Here is a 17,756-nt window from a genome sequence, read left to right as displayed (position 1 = left end):
GCTCAGCCGAGCCGCGCCTCGATCCAGCAGGCCCAGGCGAGCAGCGCCGCATCCGCGCCGGCGGGGGCCACGAGCTGGATGCCGAGCGGCAGGCCCTTCGGCCCCGTCCCGGCCGGCAGGCTGATGCAGGGGCCGTGCAGCGCCGTCCACACCGCGTTGCAGACCGGCTCGCCGGTGGCGCCCAGCCCTTCCGGTGCCTCGCCGGGCGCGGCCGCCGTCAGCAGGATGTCGTGGTCCGTCATGAGCGCGCGGAAGGCCGCGCGACCTTCCGCGAAGGCACGGCGCGCGGCGGCCAGCCCGGAGGCCGGAATGCTGGCGGCCCAGTCGAGCTTCTCGTTCAGCCCCGCGGAGATGGCCTCCCGGTGGTGCGCGCGCTCCCAGGCCAGAGCCTGCAGGCTCTCGCCCTGCATCACCACCGGATGCGCCTCGTCGGCCTTCACGATGGCCTCCGGCAAGGCGATGCGCGTCACGCGCGCGCCGGCCCGGGCGCAGCGCCCGGCGACCTCCTCCAGCAGGGCATGGGTCTCGGGGCTGAGCCGCTCCGCCGCCGGCCCGGCGCAGAAGGCGATGCGTGGCGGCGCCTCCGGGCCCGGCATGGCCGCGATGCCGGTCAGTGCCTCCAGGAACAGGGCGCAGTCGGCGGCGCCGCGCCCGAAGAGGCCGATGGTGTCGAGGCTCTCGCTCATCACCTTCATGCCGCCGCGGTGGATCAGACCATGGCTCGGCTTGAAGCCGGCAATGCCGCAATAGGCGGCCGGACGCAGGACGGAGCCGGCCGTCTGCGTGCCGAAGGCCAGGGGGAAGAAGCCGGCCGCCACCCCGGCCGCGGAACCCTGGGAGGAACCGCCCGGCGTATGGGCCGGATTGTGGGGATGGGTGGTCGGGCCCGGCCGGCGCGTCGCGAACTCCGTGGTCACCGTCTTGCCCATGACGATGCCGCCGGCGGCGCGGGTCAGGGCGACCGCCGCGGCATCGGCGCGGGGGCGATGGCCGTCCCAGATGGGCGAGCCGTAGCCGGTCACCTGGTCCGCCGTGTCCAGCACATCCTTCACGCCGACCGGCAGGCCGCGCAGCGCGCCGGCTCCGGCTCCGGCTTGCGCCGCGGCGGCACGGGGCAGGGCGGGGTCGAGGGTCGCGAAGGCCCGGACGGTGTCCTCGCGGCTGGCGATGCGATCGAGGCAGGCCTCGACGAGTTCGTCCGGGGAAAGCCGGCCGGCGGCGATGCGCCGGGCGGCTTCGGTGGCGGGAAGGTCGGCGGGATGGCTCATGGGACGATGCTAGCCAAAGCCATGGCCGCGCCCAGCCCCTTTCGCGCAAAAGATCGGCCGACGCCGCGAGAAGCTGGAGGTTCATGCGGATACGTAATAAGAATGTATTCGCAACAAACCGGAGACGCGCGGGTCATGGACATGAACAGGCGCATGACGGCGGAATTTCTCGGTACGGCCTGGCTGACGTTCGGCGGCTGTGGCAGCGCGGTACTGGCGGCGGCCTTCCCGGAACTGGGGATCGGCTTCCTCGGCGTCGCCCTGGCCTTCGGCCTGACGGTGCTGACCATGGCCTATGCCGTCGGGCATATCTCGGGCGGGCATTTCAATCCGGCGGTGACCTTGGGTCTCTGGGCCGGCGGCCGGATCCCCGCCAGCTACATCCTCCCTTATGTCGCGGCGCAGGTCGTCGGCGCCGTGGTCGCGGCGGCGGTGCTCTATCTGATCGCCAGTGGCAAGCCAGGCTTCGAGGTGGCCGGCTTCGCCTCCAACGGCTATGGCACGCTCAGCCCGGGCGGGTACAGCGCCATGGCCTGCTTCCTGATGGAGGTTGTCGCGACGTTCTTCTTCCTGGTGATCATCATGGGCGCCACCGCGCCGCGTGCACCGGGAGGCTTCGCGCCGATCGCCATCGGGCTTGGCCTGACCCTGATCCATCTGATCGCCATCCCGGTGACCAATACCTCGGTCAATCCGGCGCGCAGCACCGGCCCGGCCCTGATGGCCGGCGGCGCCTATCTCGGCCAGCTCTGGATGTTCTGGCTGGCGCCATTGCTGGGCGGCGTGCTCGGCGGCGTCATGGCCCGCATCCTCGGCAGCGAGCCCGCCTCCGCGGACCGGCCGCACATCGCCACGCCGGGCGCGCCCGCGGAGTAGGCGCGGCCCCGGCGGTTTCGGGGCCGGGGCGCCGGGGCTGGGGTGCTGGAGCCGGGGTGCCGGGGCTGGCATCCCGGCGGCCGCCGCCCCATTCTCCAGGGATGCCCTCAGGCTTTCGTCACAGCGGCACGTCGCAGGCGGGCCAGCCCATCCGCGTCGCCCTCTCCGAGGACGGCGTCCTGCATTATGCCGTCCCAGGCACGCCCGAATCCCTGCCCGCGGTCTCTCCCCAGGCGCTCACGCAGGCCTGGGAGGCGGCGCGCGCCGCGGCGGCGGCCGAAGCCTGGGGCCCGCACCGCACCCTGGTCTTCCAGGGCGGCCCTGTGCTCTCCCTGGCCGATGCCGACGCCGCATGCTGGGCGGAAGCGGTGGACCGGGCCTTCAGCCTGTCCACCGTGGCGGGCGTGGCGCTGTGCCTGCGGCTTCTGGCCCTCGTGGAACTGCTGGGTCGCGCCCGCTGGATGAGTGGTCTCTATGCCATCGCCACCGACGGAATCGAGCTGCACCCGGCCCTGCTGTCGGCAGCGGCGACGCAGCGGCTGGACGCGGCGGCCCGTTTCGACGAAACCGGCATGAAGCGAGTGTTGTCCCATCGCATCGCGGGCGGTGGCGGGTGAGGAATGGCGGGCAGGCCTGAAGGCCGGCCGGGGTTCGTCGCGCCGCTCTCCACCGCCATGCGGGGTCCTGCCGGAGAGAGCGCCATGAAACGTCTAGTCCTTCCCCTGCTGCTGCTGTCCACCGCCTGCGCGATGCCCGCGCGCGATGGCGAGGAGCGCCAGGCGGATTCGGCGGCGGCCCGCGCCTGCCGCGCCGATGTCGAACGCCAGATGCGCTTCCGCGAGCGGGGGCAGACCATGCGCGTGGATGAGGCCGAATCGCGCATCGGCACGGGCGCCTTCATCGGCAATCCGCTCGAGCGCAGCCAGTTGGGCGCGCGCTTCGAGCAGGACCGGATGATCGATGAATGCCTGCGCAACGCGCGGGATTCGGGTCCGTCCGGCGGCAGCCCGGGAGCCGGCCGGGGTTCCTGACCCTGCCTCTGTTCCGCTCGCCCTTCGGGGCCCTCACGCGCGCCCTCGCCAGCCGCAACGCCAGGATCTTCTTCGGCGCCAGCTTCATCTCCTGGACCGGCCTCTGGATGCACCGGATCGCGGTGGCCTGGCTGGCCTGGGAGATGACGCACAGCGCCCTCTGGGTCGGCCTCGTCGCCTTCTGCGACCTGGCGCCGGCCACCGTCATCAGCCCGATCGCCGGCGCCATCGCGGACCGGGTGGACCGGCTGCGCCTGGCGACGATCTCCCAGGCCGTGATCGGGCTCGAGGCCGCCACGGTGGCGACGCTGGTGGCGACCGGGGCCATGCGGATCGAGTATCTGCTGGTGCTGGAACTGATCAGCGGCACCGCCGCCAGCTTCGCCCAGCCGGCGCGGCAGACGCTGATGCCGGGGGTCGTCGGACCTGGCGACCTGCCGGCGGCCGTCGCCTGCAACTCCCTCGTCTTCAACATCGCCCGCTTCATCGGCCCGGCGCTGGCAGGGCCGGTCATCGCCGGCTTCGGCGTGGCGCCGGCGGTGGCCTGCAATGCGGTGGCCTATCTCAGCGCCGTCGTCACCATGCCGATGTTGTCGGTGGACCCGGCGCATCGCCGCGGCCATCCGGCGACCGGCAGCCTGCTCAGCGAGGTGACGGAGGGCATCCGCTACGTGGCGCGGCACCCGGGGCTGGGGCCGCTGCTGCTCTATGCCGCGAGCCTCGGCATCCTGCTGCGCGGCGTGCAGGAACTGCTGCCGCCCTATGTGGAGCGGCTGTTCGGACGGGGCGCGGAATCGCTCGCCATGCTCACCGCCTGCTTCGGCATCGGCGCGCTGGTGGCCGGGCTCTGGCTCGCTTCCCGGGGCCGGATCGCCGGCGCGACGCGGATCGCCATCCTGGGCGGGCTGCTGCAGGCCCTGGCCACGGCGGGCTTCGTGGCAACGGGCTGGTTCGGGGTCGGCCTGCTCTGCGCCGCCGCGATCGGCGCCACCGCCTCCCTGCACGGCATCTCGGTGCAGCAACTGGCGCAGACGGCGGCGGCGCCGGAAATGCGGGGACGGGTTCTCGCCCTTTGGGGGCTGATCACCCGGGCCTGCCCGGCGCTCGGCGCCATCATGCTCGGCGCGGCGGGTGAGGCCTATGGGCTGCGCATCCCGACCCTGGTCGGCGTGCTGCTCGCGCTGCTGGCCTTCGCCTGGGGCATGACCCGCTACCGGCGAATCGAGGCGGAGCTGGAGAGCCCGCCGGATGGAGGAGAGAACCGATGAGCTTGCGGGCCGCGATCGTGGGTATGGGCCGCTGGGGGCGCACCCTGGTGGAGAGCGTTCAGGACAAGGCGGGGACCGGCATCCGCTTCGTCGCCGGCAGCACCGGCACGCCGGAGAAGGCGAGCGACTGGGCGGCCTCGAAGGGGATCCGCCTCCTGCCGGACTACCCGGCGGTGCTGGCCGATCCGGAGGTCGAGGCCGTGGTCCTCGCCACGCCGCATGGCCAGCATGCCGAGCAGGTCATCGCGGCGGCGCGGGCGGGCAAGCATGTCTTCGTCGAGAAGCCCTTCACCCTGAGCAAGGCTAGCGCGGAGGCGGCGGTGGCGGCCTGCCGCGAAGCCGGCGTGGTCCTGGCGCTCGGGCACAACCGGCGCTTCCTGCCTGGCGTGGCGGAGCTGCGGGCGATGCTGGGGGATGGCCGCATCGGCACCCTGCTGCATGTCGAGGGCCAGTTCAGCGGGCCGGGCGCGATCGCTTACAGGCCCGGCATGTGGCGCGCCGACCGGCACGAGAGCCCGCTCGGCGGCATGGGCGGCATGGGCATCCACATGATCGACATGATGATCAACCTGGCCGGCCCTATCACCGAGGTCACCGTGCACAGCACGGCGCGGGTGCTGGAGAACGGGCTGGACGACACCACCGCCATGCTCTGCCGCTTCACCAGCGGCGCCACCGGAACCTTCGCCACCCTGGCCTATGCCCCCCGCTGCTGGCGCGTGGCGCTCTATGGCTCGGAAGGCTGGGCCGAGCTGAGCGACCATGAGCACCTCGTCTATCGACCCCGCGAGGGCGACGGCTTCGTCCGCGATTTCCCGAAGGTGGATATCGAGCGCGCGGAACTCGCGGCTTTTGCCGCGGCCGTGCGGGGCGATGCCGCCTATCCGCTGCCGCTCGACCAGGCGGTGCACGGCGTTTCGGTCTTCGAGACCATGATCGCCGCGGCGGCCTCGGGCGGCGGCCGGGCGGTGCCCTGATCGGCCCCTCTCTTGCGGCAGCGGCGCCCGCATCCTAGAAGCGCCGGCATCCTATCGCGCGCCGCCGATCTCCGGCGCGCGCCATCCGGCCCGACCCGGGCCGATTTCGGGAGCAGGTGGAAGCGATGAGCAAGATTACCCGTCACCAGAGCAATCCGGTTCTCTCCGGGGCTGTCGAGTATCATGGCTTCGTGTTCCTGGCCGGCATGACGGCCGACGACCTGTCCCAGGACGTCCTGGGACAGACCCAGCAGGTGCTGGCCAAGATCGACGCCGCGTTGGAAGGTCACGGCACCGACAAGACCCGGCTGCTGCAGGCCCAGATCTGGCTGAAGGACATCCGCGACCGCGAGGCGATGAACAAGCTCTGGGTCGAGTGGCTGCCGAAGGAGGGCGCGCCGGCCCGTGCCTGCGTGCAGGCCAATATGGCGGACCCGCGCCACCTGGTGGAGATCATGGTCACCGCCTGCCGCTGAGCCGCCGGATCACGGCTTGATGAGATGGCGCTGGAAACTTCCAGCGCCATTTTCGCTTTATAGGCGAAGGTCCGGGAATCGTTCGGTTTTGCACCTGTTGCCAATCTGCCACCACACTGTGTCTTAGGCATTGAATTCATTTATTTGCAGGATAGTATTCTTAATACTTCCTGTATTGCGGCACGCGAAACGACAAATCACGCCGTGTTTCGCTCCATGTCGGACGTCGGCATTGCCGATCCCTTCACGCTCTTGCTACCGCCATCGGGCCGCGTCGAAAGCGCGGTGGGGGACAGAGTGATCGGGGGTCATTTCAGGATGCGTGCTGGAAGCGCGGCGGCAGTCGCCGCCATCCTGCTGGGAGTAATGACGGTGGGTTCGGTGGGGGCCGAAGCCACGTCCAGTCGAAATGCACGGGACGGCGTCAAGCAGCAGCGCCCGGCGCTGCAACAGGCTTCGCTGCGCAGCGCGAAGCCGCAGGCCAGCAAGATGCAGGTGTCGCGGCAGGGCGCCTTTCTTCTGCCGAGCGGCTATCCGCCGAATGCGACCGGCGTCTCCTGCGTGCCCTATGCGCGGGCGGTCAGCGGGGTCGAGATCGTCGGCAATGCTCACACTTGGTGGGCCGGCGCGGCCGGCGTCTATTCGCGCGGCCATCGGCCGGAGCGGGGCGCGGTGCTGAGCTTCAAGGCCACCGGCGGCATGCGTCTCGGCCACGTCGCGGCGGTGTCGCAGGTGGTCAGCGCGCGCGAGATCCTGATCGATCACGCCAACTGGGAAGGGCCGGGCATCCGTAAGGGAACGATCATGCGCGGCGTCTCCGTGCTCGACGTCTCGGACCGCAACGACTGGACCGCGGTCCGCGTGCAGGTCGGCCGTGGAGGCGAGGCCTATGGTCGCGTCTATCCGACCAATGGCTTCATCTACAACCGACCCTCCGAGGTCATCATGACCAATGCCAGCGGCCGCGAGGAACTGGCGGAGGCACCCGCCAGCGCGCATGCCGGCCACCTCGAAGGTGCTGTGCAGGACCTCAACCTGGACGCCGCGGCGCGCTGAGGCGGGGTCCTCGCCCCCGGTGCACATCCTCCGGGCCACGTTGCCCTGATGGCGTCGCCGCCGCTATCTTCCGCCCCCTGACGTGAGGTGGTGGATGCGCGAATACAGGCCGCATGCGGCCCATTGGGGCAGTTTCGACGCGATCATCGAGGATGGGCGCCTCGTCGGGGTAAGGCCCTTCGCGCATGATCCGCAACCGGGAGCGCTGATCCAGGCGGTCCCGGACGTGGTGCAGTCCGCCGCGCGCATCGATCGTCCGCATGTCCGTGCCGGATGGCTGCGCGGCGAGCGCCGGGGCTCCGAGCGGGGCGACCGCGACTTCGTGCCCGTGCCCTGGGACCAGGCGATCCGCCTGGTCGCCGAGGAAACCCGTCGGATCCGCCAGGCGCATGGCGACGCATCGATCTTCGGCGGGTCCTACGGATGGTCCTCCGCCGGCCGGTTCCATCATGCCCGCAGCCAGTTGCATCGCTTCCTGGGGCTGGGCGGTGGCTTCACCACCCAGGTAACCAACTATTCCTACGGCGCCGGCATGACGCTGATGCCGCATATCCTGGGCACCAACGAGGTCGTGCACGGGCCGGTGACCGACTGGTCGAGCCTGGAGAAGCACACCCGGGTGATGTTCTGCCTGGGCGGCCTGCCGCTCAAGAACACGCTGGTCACCTCCGGCGGCGCCGGGGCGCATGAATACATTCCCTGGCTCCGGCGGCTGGTGGCGGCCGGGGTGCGGTTCATCAACGTCTCTCCGCTGCGGAGCGACGCGCCGGACTTCCTCAACGCCGAATGGGTGCCGATCCGGCCCAACACGGACACCGCCCTGCTCCTCGCCATGGCCCATGCGCTGTTGCGGGAGGGCCGCGAGGACCGCGGCTTCCTGTCCAGCCATTGCGTCGGCTGGGACAGGTTGCGGCCCTATATCCTCGGCGAGAGCGATGGGGTCGCCAAGACGCCGGAATGGGCCGCGCCGATCACCGGAATCCCCGCCGGGCGCATCCGCTCCCTGGCGCTTGATCTGGCCTCGGCGCCCAGCATGCTCGGCGCCACCTGGTCGCTGCAGCGCGCGGAGCATGGCGAGCAGCCCTGGTGGGCGCTGGTGGCGCTGGCGGCCATGCTGGGCGGCATCGGCAAGCCGGGGCAGGGCGTGAGCTTCGGTTACGGCTCGATGAACGGCATGGGCACGCCGCGCCGCCACCTGCCTTCTGTCTCGATGCCCGCCGTGCGCAATCCGGGCGGCATCGCCATTCCCGTCGCGCGTGTGACCGAGTTGCTGGAACGGCCGGGCAGCATCCTGCAGTACAACGGGCGGGATATCCCGCTGCCGGACATCCGCATGATCTGGTGGGCGGGCGGCAACCCTTTCCATCACCATCAGGATCTGAACCGCCTGTTGCGCGCCTGGAACCGCGCCGAGACCATCGTCGTTCAGGAGCCATGGTGGACCGCCGCCGCGCGCCACGCCGATATCGTCCTGCCGGCGACGACGACGCTGGAACGCAACGACATCGCCTCCTCCTCCTCGGACCGTTTCGTGCGCGCCATGCACCAGGCCATCGCGCCCCTTGGCCAGGCCCGGAACGACCACGACATGCTGGCCGACATGGCCGAGCATCTCGGCTTCCGCGAACGCTTCACCGAGCAGCGAGACGAGGCGGCCTGGCTGCGCCACATCTATGAGCGCTGGCGCCAGGCCTGCGGGCGGCTGGGTGAGACGGTGCCGGACTTCGACCGCTTCTGGCAGGAGGGTCATGTCGAGATCCCGTCGCCGGAGGAGGATTTCGTCCTCTTCGCGGATTTCGCCGCCGATCCCGTGGCGCATCCCCTGAACACGCCGTCGGGAAAGATCGAACTCTACTCCGAGACCATCGCCGGCTTCGGCTATGGCGAGATCGGCGGCCATCCACGTTGGCAGGAGCCGAGCGAGTATCTCGGGGCGCCGCTCGCCGGGCGGTATCCGCTGCACCTTCTCTCCTACCAGCCGGCGACGCGGCTGCACGGCCAGCTCGACAACGGCCCGGTGGCGGCGGCCAGCAAGATCCAGGGGCGCGAGCCCCTGCTGATGCACCCCGAGGATGCCGCCGCGCGCGATCTGGCGGATGGCGACATCGTCCGCGTCCACAACGACCGCGGCGCCAGCCTCGCCGGGCTTCGCCTGGATGCCGGCATCCGGCCCGGCGTGGTGGCGATGGCAACGGGGGCCTGGTGGGACCCGCAGGGCGGGTTGGACGTGCACGGAAACCCGAATGTGCTGACCCGGGATGTGGGCACCTCGCGCCTCGGCCAGGGCTGCTCGGCGCAGAGTTGCCTGGTCGAGGTGGAGGCCTTCGAGGGCCCCGCCCCCGGAGTGACGGTTCACGCCCCGCCGCGCCCGCGCGTCGAGGCGGTCCGCGGAGGAGCTGCCTGACTGCGCCGGCAAGCCGGGAGATCGGCTTCGTCGGTGGGCCAATCGGCGCGTGGAGGGCGGTTCGGGGCCATCTCCGGCTGGCGCGAGAGCGAGGCCATCGCGACGTCACGCCGCATCCGTCCGGCGGCGGCGCCGGTGGATCAGAAGGGCCAGGGTGCCCGCCGCCAGAAGGCCGGCGGAAAGGGGCGCGGCCTCCCGCCAGGCCGGTGAGGCGGCGCTCCACCAGCTGGCGGCCTGGCCCGGCAGCAGGATCAGCGGCGCCCAGATCAGGGCCGAGGGAATGTTGGCGCTCTGGAACCGCCAGGGTGACATGGCGGAAAGGCCGGCCACGACGGGAATGAAGGCCCGCAGCGGGGCGAAGAAGCGGCTGATGAAGACCGCCCACCACCCCCAGCGCCGGAAGCCCAGGACCGATCGGGCATAAGTCCGGCGCCACCGGCCTGGCAGGTGGCGCCGGACCAGCCCTGGCCCCAGCCAGCGTGCCAGCAGGTAGCCGGACGTATCGCCGAGCGCCGCGCCCAGCATGGCCGCGACGAGAACCGGAAGTGCCGGCAGGACGTCGGCGGCGACGAGGGCCCCGACGCCCAGCAGAAGGGCCGAGCCGGGAATGAAGAAGCCGAGCAGCGGCAGGGATTCCAGGAAAGCGAGCAGGAACACCACCACCGCCGCCCAGTCCTGGCGGGCCTCGATCCAGGCCAGCGCGGGAAGGAGGTGCTCCTGCATCCGTGCCGGCTACCGCGCCGCGGCCGTCCGGGGTCGTTGCTGCATCGACCGGATTGCGGAGAACAGCGACCAGGCCAGCAGGGCGAAGGTCAGGGCCAGGAAGCTGGCGCTGATCGGCCGCTCGAGGAAGACCATGGCATCGCCACGGGAGAGCAGCATTGCGCGGCGGAGATGCTCCTCCATCAGCGGGCCAAGGATGAAGCCGAGCACCAGCGGCGCGGGCTCGAACTTCAGCAGCACCATGACATAGCCGACGATGCCGAAGATCATCACCAGCAGCACGTCGAAGGCGCTGTTGTTGACGCTGAAGACGCCGATGCAGATGAACAGCAGGATGGCGGGATAGAGGATGCCGTAGGGAATGCGCAGCATGCGCACCCAGAGCCCGATCATCGGGATGTTCAGAATGACCAGCATGACATTGCCGATCCAGAAGCTGGCGATCAGGCCCCAGAACAGCTCCGGGTGCTCGGTGACGAGGCGGGGGCCGGGCTGGATGCCCTGGATGATCATCGCCCCCAGCATCAGCGCCATCACCGCGTCACCCGGGATGCCGAGCGTCAGGGTCGGGATGAAGGCGGTCTGGGCCGAGGCGTTGCTGGCGGATTCCGGCGCGCTGACGCCCTCCACCGCACCCTGCCCGAAGCGCTCCGGCTTGCGGGCGAGGCGCTTCTCCACCGCATAGGCGATGAAGGAGGCGATGGTGGTGCCGGCGCCGGGCAGGGTCCCGAAGAAGGAGCCGACACCGCTGCCCCGCAGCATGGCGCGCCAGGATTGCCGCACATCCGACTTCGTCGGCACCATGGAGCGGAGGGTGATGCTCTCCTGCTTCTGCCTGCTCACCTCCCGCATGCGCATGATGCTGGTGATGACCTCGGAGACACCGAAGAGGCCCATGGCCAGGGCGACCAGGCTGATGCCGTCGGCGAGCTGGGGAATGTCGAAGGTGAAGCGCTGCTGCCCGGTCTGCACGTCCGTGCCGACCATGCCGAGGGCCAGCCCCGCCAGCACCATGGCGATGCCCTTGGCCGGCGATCCCTGGGCCAGCGCGGCGGCGGCCACCAGGCCGAGCAGCATCATCGAGAAGTAGTCGGCCGGGCCGAAGGCGAGGGCGACGCCCGCCAGGGTCGGCGAGAAGGCGGTCAGGACCACGATGCCGATGGTGCTACCGACGAAGGAGGCGATCGTGGTCATGAAGAGCGCGACGCCGGCGCGGCCCTGCTTGGCCATCGGGTAGCCGTCCAGGCAGACCACCGCCGCGGCGGGCGTGCCGGGAAGGTTCATCAGGATCGAGGCGGTGGAGCCGCCATACTGCGCGCCATAGTAGATGCCGGCCAGCATGATGAGGGCGGCCGTGGGCGGCACGTAGAAGGTGAGCGGCAGGAGCATGGAGATCGTGGCCAGCGGCCCGATGCCCGGCAACACGCCGATGAAGGTGCCGAGAAAGACACCCAGGAAGCAGTAGAGCAGGTTCTGGAGTGCGAAGGCCTCGCTGAAGCCCAGCGCCAGATTGGCGAACATATCCATCAGTAGGACCACCGGATGGCGGGAATGGGGATACCCAGACCCTGGGTGAAGACCCCGACGGCAACGGCCGAGAGGGCGGCGGCGAGGATGACGGTGCGCAGGATGCGGGACTGATTGTCCGCCACCGCCGCGACCAGCGTCAGGGCCACGGTGGCGGGGATCAGGCCGAACCGCTCGACGATGAGCGCGAAGAGCAGGATCGAGGCGCTGATCGTCAGGAACGGCCGCCATTCAGGCCGGGGCAGCTGGCCGGCGCGGAAAAGCCCGGGCAACAGCACCAGGACCCCGAAGAGCAGCACCAGCCCCCCGATGACCATGGGGAAATAGCCAGGCCCCATGCGGCGCAGGCTGCCGATGCTGTAGCCGGTCGAATAGAGCATGAACCAGGTGCCGCCGGCGATCAGCAACAGCCCGCCGATGATATCGGTGTAATCGCGTGCGCTTCTCAAACGAACCCTCCCAGGGTGTTCTCGTGACATTCAGCCCTTGAGGCCGAGCCGCTTCATCCGCTCCCAGAGTGTGGTGCGGGAGATGCCGAGCAACTGCGCGGCGTCGCCGACGCGATTGCCACTACGGGTCAGCATCCGTCGGATATGCTCACGCTCGGCGGCATCCCGGGCTTCGGACAGGGACAGGGGTGGGGCTTCGCGCGGCTGGCGCTCGGGGAAGAGATCCCCCGGCTGCAGGCGCGGCCCCTCGGACAGGACCATGGCGCGTTCGATGCGGTTGCGCAGCTCGCGCACATTGCCCGGCCATTCGTGCGCCATCAGGGCGTCGAAGATCTCGGCGCCCATCTGCGGCTCCTCGCGGCCCAGCGCCGAGGAGAAGTGCTGCAGGAAATGCGCCGCGAGTTCGCCGAGATCCTCCGGCCGCTGCCGCAGGGGCGGCACGGTGAGTTCCACCACGGCGAGCCGATAGTAGAGATCCTCCCGGAAGCGGCCCTCGGCCACGCGGGCGCGCAGATCCGCGTTGCTGGCGGCGACGATCCGCGCCCCGAGCCTGTGCTCCTCCCGGCCACCCAGGCGGGTGAAGCGGCGCTCCTGCAAGAGGCGCAGCAGCTTGGCCTGCGAGGCCGGCCCCAGCTCCGCCACCTCGTCCAGGAACAGGGTGCCGTCGCCGGCCCGTTCCGCCATGCCAAGCTGGCGATCCAGGGCGCCGGTGAAGGCGCCTCGCTCATGGCCGAAGACCTGGCTCTCCAGGAGGTCCGCCGGCAGCGCCGCGCAGTTCACCGCCATGAAGGGCGCCGCGGCACGCGGGCCGGCCTCATGCAAGTGCCGCGCGGCGACCTCCTTGCCCGCGCCGCTCTCGCCGCCCAGCAGCACGGTCGTATCGACGCGGGCGAGCTTCAGCAGATGGCGGCGGAGCGTCTGCATGGCCGGCGAGCGCCAGCCCGCGCCGTTGCTGCGCGGCGCCTGCGGCGGCACCCAGCTGGCATAGCTGGCGAGCTTGTCGATCAGCAGCTGCGCCGGGAAGGGCTTCTCCACGTAGTCGTCCGCCCCGGCGCGCAACAGCCGCACCGCCTGGGCCACGTCTCCGAAGGCGGTGACGACGATGATCGGCGTGCCGCCCAGCTCCGGCATCAGCCGGGTCAGCAGTTCCTCGCCATTGCCGTCGGGAAGGCGGATGTCGCAGACGATCAGGCTGGGGCGGTGGCGGCGGAGGATGGCCTCGCCCTCCCGCGCGCTGCGCGCCCAGCGTGTCTCCACGCCCTCCAGCGTCAGGCGTTGCTGGAGCGATTCACCGAGGACGGCGTCGTCCTCGATCAGCACGACGGAACGGGGGGTGGCGGTCATGGCTCGTTCTCCTCCCGCGGCGGGATCCGGACGGTGATGCGGCTGCCGCGTTGCAGCGGCACGATGTCGATGCGCGCCCCGAGGGCGGCGGCCAGTTCCGCCGCGATGTCCAGGCCGAGGCCGCCGCCATCCTGGCGGGCCTCGCCTGCGCGTCCGGACAGCCGGCGTCCGGCCTCCTCGGGCAGGCCCCCGGCTTCATCCTCGATCGAGAGAACGAGCGCCGCCGCCTCCTGCCGCACCTCCAGGAGCACCCGCCGGCCCGGCGGTGTCGCGGCCACCGCGTTCAACAACAGGTTCAGCAGAAGCTGGCGGAGGCGGAGGGCATCCGTCGGAAAGGCTGCGGGCAGATCGATCCGCCAGCCGAGTTGCACGCCGCCACGGCGGGCCTCCGGCATGATCAGGAGCTTGAGATCCTCGAGATCCTCCGCTGAGAGCGGCCGGCCGGCCTCTCCCTGGCGGTGCGTCGCCAGGGTGGTGCGCACCACCGCCTCGATCTGCCGCAGGCCGCGCTCGACCAGATCGACGGCCCGTTCGCGCGGGGCCGGCGCCTCGCCGAACCGGCGTATGGTGTCGAGCGCTGTCAGCATGCCGGCCAGGGGATTGCGGACCTCATGGGCCACGCTGGCGGCCAGACGGCCCAGCACGGCGGCGCGTTCCCGCTCGGCCAGGCGGGTGGCCAGCTCCTCGCGCTCGCGCAGGCGCCGGACCATGAGGTTGAAGGCCGAGGCCAGCCGGCTGGCCTCGCTGTCCCGCGTGTTGACCGGAAGGGAATCGAAGTGTCCGGCGGCCGCGCGGTCGAGTGCCGCCGTCACGGCCAGGAAGGGCCGCATCAGGTGACGTGAGAAGAAGATGGCCAGCAGGGCGGCGACGGCGGCCAGCAGGAGATCGACCAGCATCAGGGCGAGGGTCAGCCCCCGGCGCCGCTCGGCCTGCTCCGGAAAGGCGATTTGCGCGGCAACCAGGGCCACCACCTGCCCATCCTCCAGCAACTCCCTCTGGGCCCAGGCCATGTCGCCGCGCTCGTTAAGGGACCAGTGAACGCCGATCACGCCGTAGGCCATGGGCGGCTGGCCGATCGGCTGGCCGGCGCGGGCCAGCGTCAGGCCGTTCGGGTCGGCGACGACGATGGCAAGGTCGCTGACGCCACGCTGAAAGCCCATGCCGCGCTCCAGCGTGGCCTCCAGCGCGGCGAAGTCACCGGCCCGGAGCGGCGGAAGGGCGACGCCGGACAGGCTGTCGATATAGACATCCGCCAGCCGCTCCACCTCGCGGTCCAGCTCGCCTTCCATGACATGGATGGCCAGGTGGGTCGTACTGACCGAGGAGATGAAGACGACCAGCCCCACCAGCACGGGCAGGCGGACAGCGATGGTCCAGCGCCGGCGCGGTGAGGGAAGGGCGCGGGCGTCGTCCCGGGAAGGGGCGGGTCCGGTGGCGGGGGACTGCGGAGGACGCATGGCCATCATCACCCAGGCCGGCGCGAGCCATCCCGCTCTCGGGGAGGAGCGGCCGGGCAGGCGATGGCGGGGACAAGGCGACAGGCGCATGCCCGGCCTTCTGCAAGCGGCTTGCCAGTTGGGTTCGTCATCCTAGTCAATTGAAATTGCGAAAACTCTTTTCAAGCACATCATTGGGGCGTTCGGATCGGCGATCATGGGCCCTGTCCGCCGTTCGGAATTCCGAACCGGCGCCCCGATGGGCGCCCCGGATTGGCGCCCGCCCTCGCAAGGCGCATCATGGCGGCCCGCAGAAGCGAAGAGGTGGTTGTGACGGCAGCGGAAGAACTGGGAGCTTTGCTGGACTCCACCGCACCGGAAGTGTCCGGAGAGCAGGCCGAAGCCCTGGTGGCGCGCTTCTATGGCCTCGAAGCCGAGGCTCGGCCCCTCAGTGGCGAAAGGGACCGCAATTTCCATCTTCGGGACGGGGCGGGGGCCGAGTACGTGTTGCGCGTCATCCACCCCGCCGAGGATCCCGGCGTCTCCGATTTCCAGAGCCGTGCCTTGCTGCATCTCGCGCAAGCGGCGCCGGACCTGCCGGTGCCCCGCCTGCACAGGCCGCTCTCGGGGGCTGCCGCCGAGGCGCTGTGGGAGGAGGAAGGAGCGCCGCCGCGCCGATTGCGGTTGCTGGATTACCTGCCCGGCCGCCCCCTGCACCTGGCGCCACCGGGCGCCGCGCAGCGACAGGCCATCGGCGAATGCCTGGCCCGGCTGGACCTGGGCCTCGGCGGCTTTCGTCACCCGTCGGAAAGCCATCCGCTGATGTGGGACATCCAGCGGGCCGCGCGCCTGCGTCCGCTGATCCGGCACCTGCCGCAGATCGGCGATCGCGGCCTGGCCGCGGCCATGCTCGACCGCTTCGAGCAGCGCGCGCTGCCGCGGCTGCCACGGCTGCGGGCACAGGTCATCCACAACGACTTCAACCCGCACAACATCCTGACCGAGGAGCGGGCGGACGACCGCATCGCGGGGATCATCGACTTTGGCGACATGGTCCGGGCGCCGCTGGTGCAGGACCTGGCCACGGCGGCCGCCTATCAGATCACGTCGGAAGGCCATCCCCTGGAGGCGCCGGCCCAGCTCGCCGCCGCCTATCATGCCCTCCTGCCGCTGGTGCCGGAGGAGATCGACGTGCTGCCCGACCTGATCGCCACGCGGCTGGTGGTTTCGGTGGCGATCAGCGGCTGGCGCGCCACGCGGCAGCCCGCCAATGCCGACTACATCCTGCGCAACTACGCGCGAAGCCTCTCCGGCCTGCGTCGCCTGGGCGCCCTGCCGCCGGACGAGGCACGGCTCTATCTCCGCGAAAGGCTGGACACCCCATGAGCATGATCAATGCCTATGACGCGCGCGCCTCGAACAGCATCCCCGCGCGGGAAAAGGAGATGATCGCGCGGCGGGAGCGCCTGCTCGGCCCGGCCTACAGGCTGTTCTACGCCAATCCGGTGCATCTGGTCCGAGGCGAGGGGGTCTGGCTCTATGATCCCGACGGCAATGCCTATCTCGACGTCTACAACAACGTGGCCAGCGTCGGGCATTGCCACCCGCATGTCGTGGCGGCGCTGACCCGGCAGGCGGCGACGCTGAACACGCACACCCGCTACCTGAACGACGGCATCCTGGAATACGCCGACAGGCTGCTCGGCCACTTCCCGCCGGAACTGTCGCAGGTCATGTTCACCTGCACCGGCAGCGAGGCGAACGACCTCGCCTATCGGGTGGCGCGCAGCTTCACCGGCGGCACCGGCTTCATCGTCACCGAGCTGGCCTATCATGGTGTGACGGTGGCGATCTCCGAGATGTCGCCCTCGCTCGGCAAGAGCATCACCCTCGGCGCCAATGTCCGGACCGTTCCGGCGCCGGATCTCTACCGTTCCTCCGGGCAGGATGTGGGCGAGGCGCTCGCCGCCCATGTCCGGGCCGCCATCGCGGACATGCGCGCCCATGGCATCACCCCGGCGGCGCTGCTGGTGGATACGATCTTCTCCAGCGACGGCGTTTTCGCCGAGCCCGCCGGTTTCCTGGCGCCGGCCGTCGCCGCGATCCGTGAGGCCGGGGGGCTGTTCATCGCCGACGAGGTCCAGCCCGGCTTCGGCCGCACCGGCACCGGCATGTGGGGCTTCCAGCGCCACGGCCTGGTTCCCGATCTCGTCACCATGGGCAAGCCCATGGGCAATGGCCACCCGATCGCCGCCATGGTGGCGAGGCCCGAGGTGCTGCGCCGTTTCGGTGAGCAGACACGCTATTTCAACACCTTCGGCGGTAATCCCGTCTCCTGCGCGGTCGGCCAGGCCGTGCTGGAGGTCATCGAGGCGGAGGGGCTGGTCGAGAATGCCGGCCGCACCGGCGCCTTCCTCCAGGATGGCCTGCGGCAGCTGGCCCGGCGCCACGCGCTGATCGGCGATGTCCGCGGGGCGGGCCTCTTCGTCGGCGTCGAATTGGTCAGCGACCGCGATCGCAAGACCCCCGCCACGGCCGAGACGGCGCGGCTGGTGAACGCCCTGCGGGAGCGGCGCGTGCTGATCAGCGCCGCCGGCCCGGCCGCGAACGTGCTCAAGATCCGCCCCCCCTTGGTCTTCCGGCAGGACCATGCGGAGCGCTTCCTGGAGGCGGTGGATGCGGCGCTGGGGGAGGTGACAGCGGGCTGAGGCCGGGAAAGGGGCGACGAGCGATCCTTGCCCGGTTTATGGTTTGTTCACATGTGATCGAAGGCCGGGCAGTTCATGCTTGCCTTCATGTTCCCTCTATGTTCGCATCAGCCCATGCCGATGCCGTTCCTCTCTCCCGCCGCTCCGCTCACCAGGAACCGCCGGTGGTCCCCCACCGGCGTCTCCCCGTCCTGGCATGTCCGGCGGCGAAGA

General features: G+C 70.6%; 16 protein-coding genes. 10 read left to right on the top strand and 6 right to left on the bottom strand.

The genetic code is table 11. The features are described from left to right. Positions 1 to 2 precede the first annotated feature (2 nt). Positions 3 to 1,268 carry an amidase gene (locus ACVMLK_RS03130; RefSeq protein ID WP_457485600.1) on the bottom strand — a complete coding sequence of 422 codons (1,266 nt, stop codon included), beginning with the start codon at positions 1,266 to 1,268 and terminating at the stop codon, positions 3 to 5. Positions 1,269 to 1,370: 102 nt separating this feature from the next. On the opposite strand from ACVMLK_RS03130, the gene aqpZ reads away from it, so the two are divergent. From aqpZ to ACVMLK_RS03090, 8 genes are all read left to right on the top strand, one after another. Beyond that, the gene (gene aqpZ, locus ACVMLK_RS03125; protein WP_457485599.1) at positions 1,371 to 2,144 is read left to right on the top strand and encodes an aquaporin Z; all 774 of its coding nucleotides are present in this window, start codon (positions 1,371 to 1,373) and stop codon (positions 2,142 to 2,144) included. A 101-nt stretch (positions 2,145 to 2,245) separates the two neighbouring features. Next, on the top strand, positions 2,246 to 2,761 hold the full coding sequence (locus tag ACVMLK_RS03120; protein WP_457485598.1) for a hypothetical protein: 516 nt from the start codon (positions 2,246 to 2,248) through the stop codon (positions 2,759 to 2,761). Positions 2,762 to 2,845: 84 nt separating this feature from the next. After that, positions 2,846 to 3,175 carry a hypothetical protein gene (locus ACVMLK_RS03115; protein ID WP_198367737.1) on the top strand — a complete coding sequence of 110 codons (330 nt, stop codon included), beginning with the start codon at positions 2,846 to 2,848 and terminating at the stop codon, positions 3,173 to 3,175. Further along, positions 3,109 to 4,443 carry an MFS transporter gene (locus tag ACVMLK_RS03110; protein ID WP_198367738.1) on the top strand — a complete coding sequence of 445 codons (1,335 nt, stop codon included), beginning with the start codon at positions 3,109 to 3,111 and terminating at the stop codon, positions 4,441 to 4,443. Before ACVMLK_RS03115 ends, ACVMLK_RS03110 begins: the two co-directional genes overlap by 67 nt. After that, on the top strand, positions 4,440 to 5,420 hold the full coding sequence (locus tag ACVMLK_RS03105) for a Gfo/Idh/MocA family protein (protein ID WP_457485597.1): 981 nt from the start codon (positions 4,440 to 4,442) through the stop codon (positions 5,418 to 5,420). The genes ACVMLK_RS03110 and ACVMLK_RS03105 overlap by 4 nt, the downstream gene beginning before the upstream one ends. Before the next feature lie 125 nt (positions 5,421 to 5,545). Beyond that, positions 5,546 to 5,896 carry a RidA family protein gene (locus ACVMLK_RS03100; RefSeq protein WP_198367740.1) on the top strand — a complete coding sequence of 117 codons (351 nt, stop codon included), beginning with the start codon at positions 5,546 to 5,548 and terminating at the stop codon, positions 5,894 to 5,896. 216 nt (positions 5,897 to 6,112) lie between these two features. Next, positions 6,113 to 6,952 carry a CHAP domain-containing protein gene (locus ACVMLK_RS03095; protein WP_457485596.1) on the top strand — a complete coding sequence of 280 codons (840 nt, stop codon included), beginning with the start codon at positions 6,113 to 6,115 and terminating at the stop codon, positions 6,950 to 6,952. Positions 6,953 to 7,046: 94 nt separating this feature from the next. Beyond that, complete coding sequence (locus ACVMLK_RS03090) at positions 7,047 to 9,356, top strand: molybdopterin-dependent oxidoreductase (RefSeq protein ID WP_457485595.1); 2,310 nt, start codon at positions 7,047 to 7,049, stop codon at positions 9,354 to 9,356. A gap of 105 nt (positions 9,357 to 9,461) precedes the next feature. On the opposite strand, the gene ACVMLK_RS03085 is transcribed toward ACVMLK_RS03090, so the two are convergent. Genes ACVMLK_RS03085 through ACVMLK_RS03065 form a run of 5 tightly spaced genes read right to left on the bottom strand, consistent with a single transcriptional unit; the run spans position 9,462 to position 14,862 of the window. Then, positions 9,462 to 10,079, bottom strand: a complete 618-nt coding sequence (locus ACVMLK_RS03085; RefSeq protein WP_457485594.1) for a DedA family protein — start codon at positions 10,077 to 10,079, stop codon at positions 9,462 to 9,464. A 9-nt stretch (positions 10,080 to 10,088) separates the two neighbouring features. Next, the gene (locus ACVMLK_RS03080) at positions 10,089 to 11,606 is read right to left on the bottom strand and encodes a tripartite tricarboxylate transporter permease (protein WP_457485593.1); all 1,518 of its coding nucleotides are present in this window, start codon (positions 11,604 to 11,606) and stop codon (positions 10,089 to 10,091) included. Next, on the bottom strand, positions 11,606 to 12,055 hold the full coding sequence (locus ACVMLK_RS03075) for a tripartite tricarboxylate transporter TctB family protein (protein ID WP_457485592.1): 450 nt from the start codon (positions 12,053 to 12,055) through the stop codon (positions 11,606 to 11,608). Before ACVMLK_RS03075 ends, ACVMLK_RS03080 begins: the two co-directional genes overlap by 1 nt. A 30-nt stretch (positions 12,056 to 12,085) precedes the next feature. Further along, the gene (locus tag ACVMLK_RS03070) at positions 12,086 to 13,399 is read right to left on the bottom strand and encodes a sigma-54-dependent transcriptional regulator (RefSeq protein ID WP_457485591.1); all 1,314 of its coding nucleotides are present in this window, start codon (positions 13,397 to 13,399) and stop codon (positions 12,086 to 12,088) included. Then, entirely contained in the window at positions 13,396 to 14,862 is a 1,467-nt protein-coding gene (locus tag ACVMLK_RS03065; RefSeq protein WP_457485590.1) for an ATP-binding protein, read from the bottom strand. Before ACVMLK_RS03065 ends, ACVMLK_RS03070 begins: the two co-directional genes overlap by 4 nt. Positions 14,863 to 15,192: 330 nt before the next feature. Here ACVMLK_RS03065 and ACVMLK_RS03060 point away from each other — a divergent pair, with 330 nt between their 5' ends. Together ACVMLK_RS03060 and ACVMLK_RS03055 are read left to right on the top strand one after the other, a co-directional pair. Beyond that, the gene (locus ACVMLK_RS03060) at positions 15,193 to 16,221 is read left to right on the top strand and encodes a phosphotransferase (RefSeq protein ID WP_457485589.1); all 1,029 of its coding nucleotides are present in this window, start codon (positions 15,193 to 15,195) and stop codon (positions 16,219 to 16,221) included. Next, complete coding sequence (locus ACVMLK_RS03055; RefSeq protein ID WP_422923913.1) at positions 16,218 to 17,543, top strand: aspartate aminotransferase family protein; 1,326 nt, start codon at positions 16,218 to 16,220, stop codon at positions 17,541 to 17,543. The genes ACVMLK_RS03060 and ACVMLK_RS03055 overlap by 4 nt, the downstream gene beginning before the upstream one ends. Positions 17,544 to 17,756 lie beyond the last annotated feature (213 nt).

Source organism: Teichococcus aerofrigidensis, from assembly GCF_054073225.1.
This window is presented reverse-complemented; position numbering and strand designations above follow the sequence as displayed.

What these genes read in the sequence shown, in the direction of transcription:
- ACVMLK_RS03130 (WP_457485600.1), bottom strand. Translation starts at nt 1,268, where the DNA reads ATGAGCCATCCCGCCGACCTTCCCGCCACCGAAGCCGCCCGGCGCATC.
- aqpZ (WP_457485599.1), top strand. Translation starts at nt 1,371, where the DNA reads ATGTATTCGCAACAAACCGGAGACGCGCGGGTCATGGACATGAACAGG.
- ACVMLK_RS03120 (WP_457485598.1), top strand. Translation starts at nt 2,246, where the DNA reads ATGCCCTCAGGCTTTCGTCACAGCGGCACGTCGCAGGCGGGCCAGCCC.
- ACVMLK_RS03115 (WP_198367737.1), top strand. Translation starts at nt 2,846, where the DNA reads ATGAAACGTCTAGTCCTTCCCCTGCTGCTGCTGTCCACCGCCTGCGCG.
- ACVMLK_RS03110 (WP_198367738.1), top strand. Translation starts at nt 3,109, where the DNA reads ATGCCTGCGCAACGCGCGGGATTCGGGTCCGTCCGGCGGCAGCCCGGG.
- ACVMLK_RS03105 (WP_457485597.1), top strand. Translation starts at nt 4,440, where the DNA reads ATGAGCTTGCGGGCCGCGATCGTGGGTATGGGCCGCTGGGGGCGCACC.
- ACVMLK_RS03100 (WP_198367740.1), top strand. Translation starts at nt 5,546, where the DNA reads ATGAGCAAGATTACCCGTCACCAGAGCAATCCGGTTCTCTCCGGGGCT.
- ACVMLK_RS03095 (WP_457485596.1), top strand. Translation starts at nt 6,113, where the DNA reads ATGTCGGACGTCGGCATTGCCGATCCCTTCACGCTCTTGCTACCGCCA.
- ACVMLK_RS03090 (WP_457485595.1), top strand. Translation starts at nt 7,047, where the DNA reads ATGCGCGAATACAGGCCGCATGCGGCCCATTGGGGCAGTTTCGACGCG.
- ACVMLK_RS03085 (WP_457485594.1), bottom strand. Translation starts at nt 10,079, where the DNA reads ATGCAGGAGCACCTCCTTCCCGCGCTGGCCTGGATCGAGGCCCGCCAG.
- ACVMLK_RS03080 (WP_457485593.1), bottom strand. Translation starts at nt 11,606, where the DNA reads ATGGATATGTTCGCCAATCTGGCGCTGGGCTTCAGCGAGGCCTTCGCA.
- ACVMLK_RS03070 (WP_457485591.1), bottom strand. Translation starts at nt 13,399, where the DNA reads ATGACCGCCACCCCCCGTTCCGTCGTGCTGATCGAGGACGACGCCGTC.
- ACVMLK_RS03065 (WP_457485590.1), bottom strand. Translation starts at nt 14,862, where the DNA reads ATGGCCATGCGTCCTCCGCAGTCCCCCGCCACCGGACCCGCCCCTTCC.
- ACVMLK_RS03055 (WP_422923913.1), top strand. Translation starts at nt 16,218, where the DNA reads ATGAGCATGATCAATGCCTATGACGCGCGCGCCTCGAACAGCATCCCC.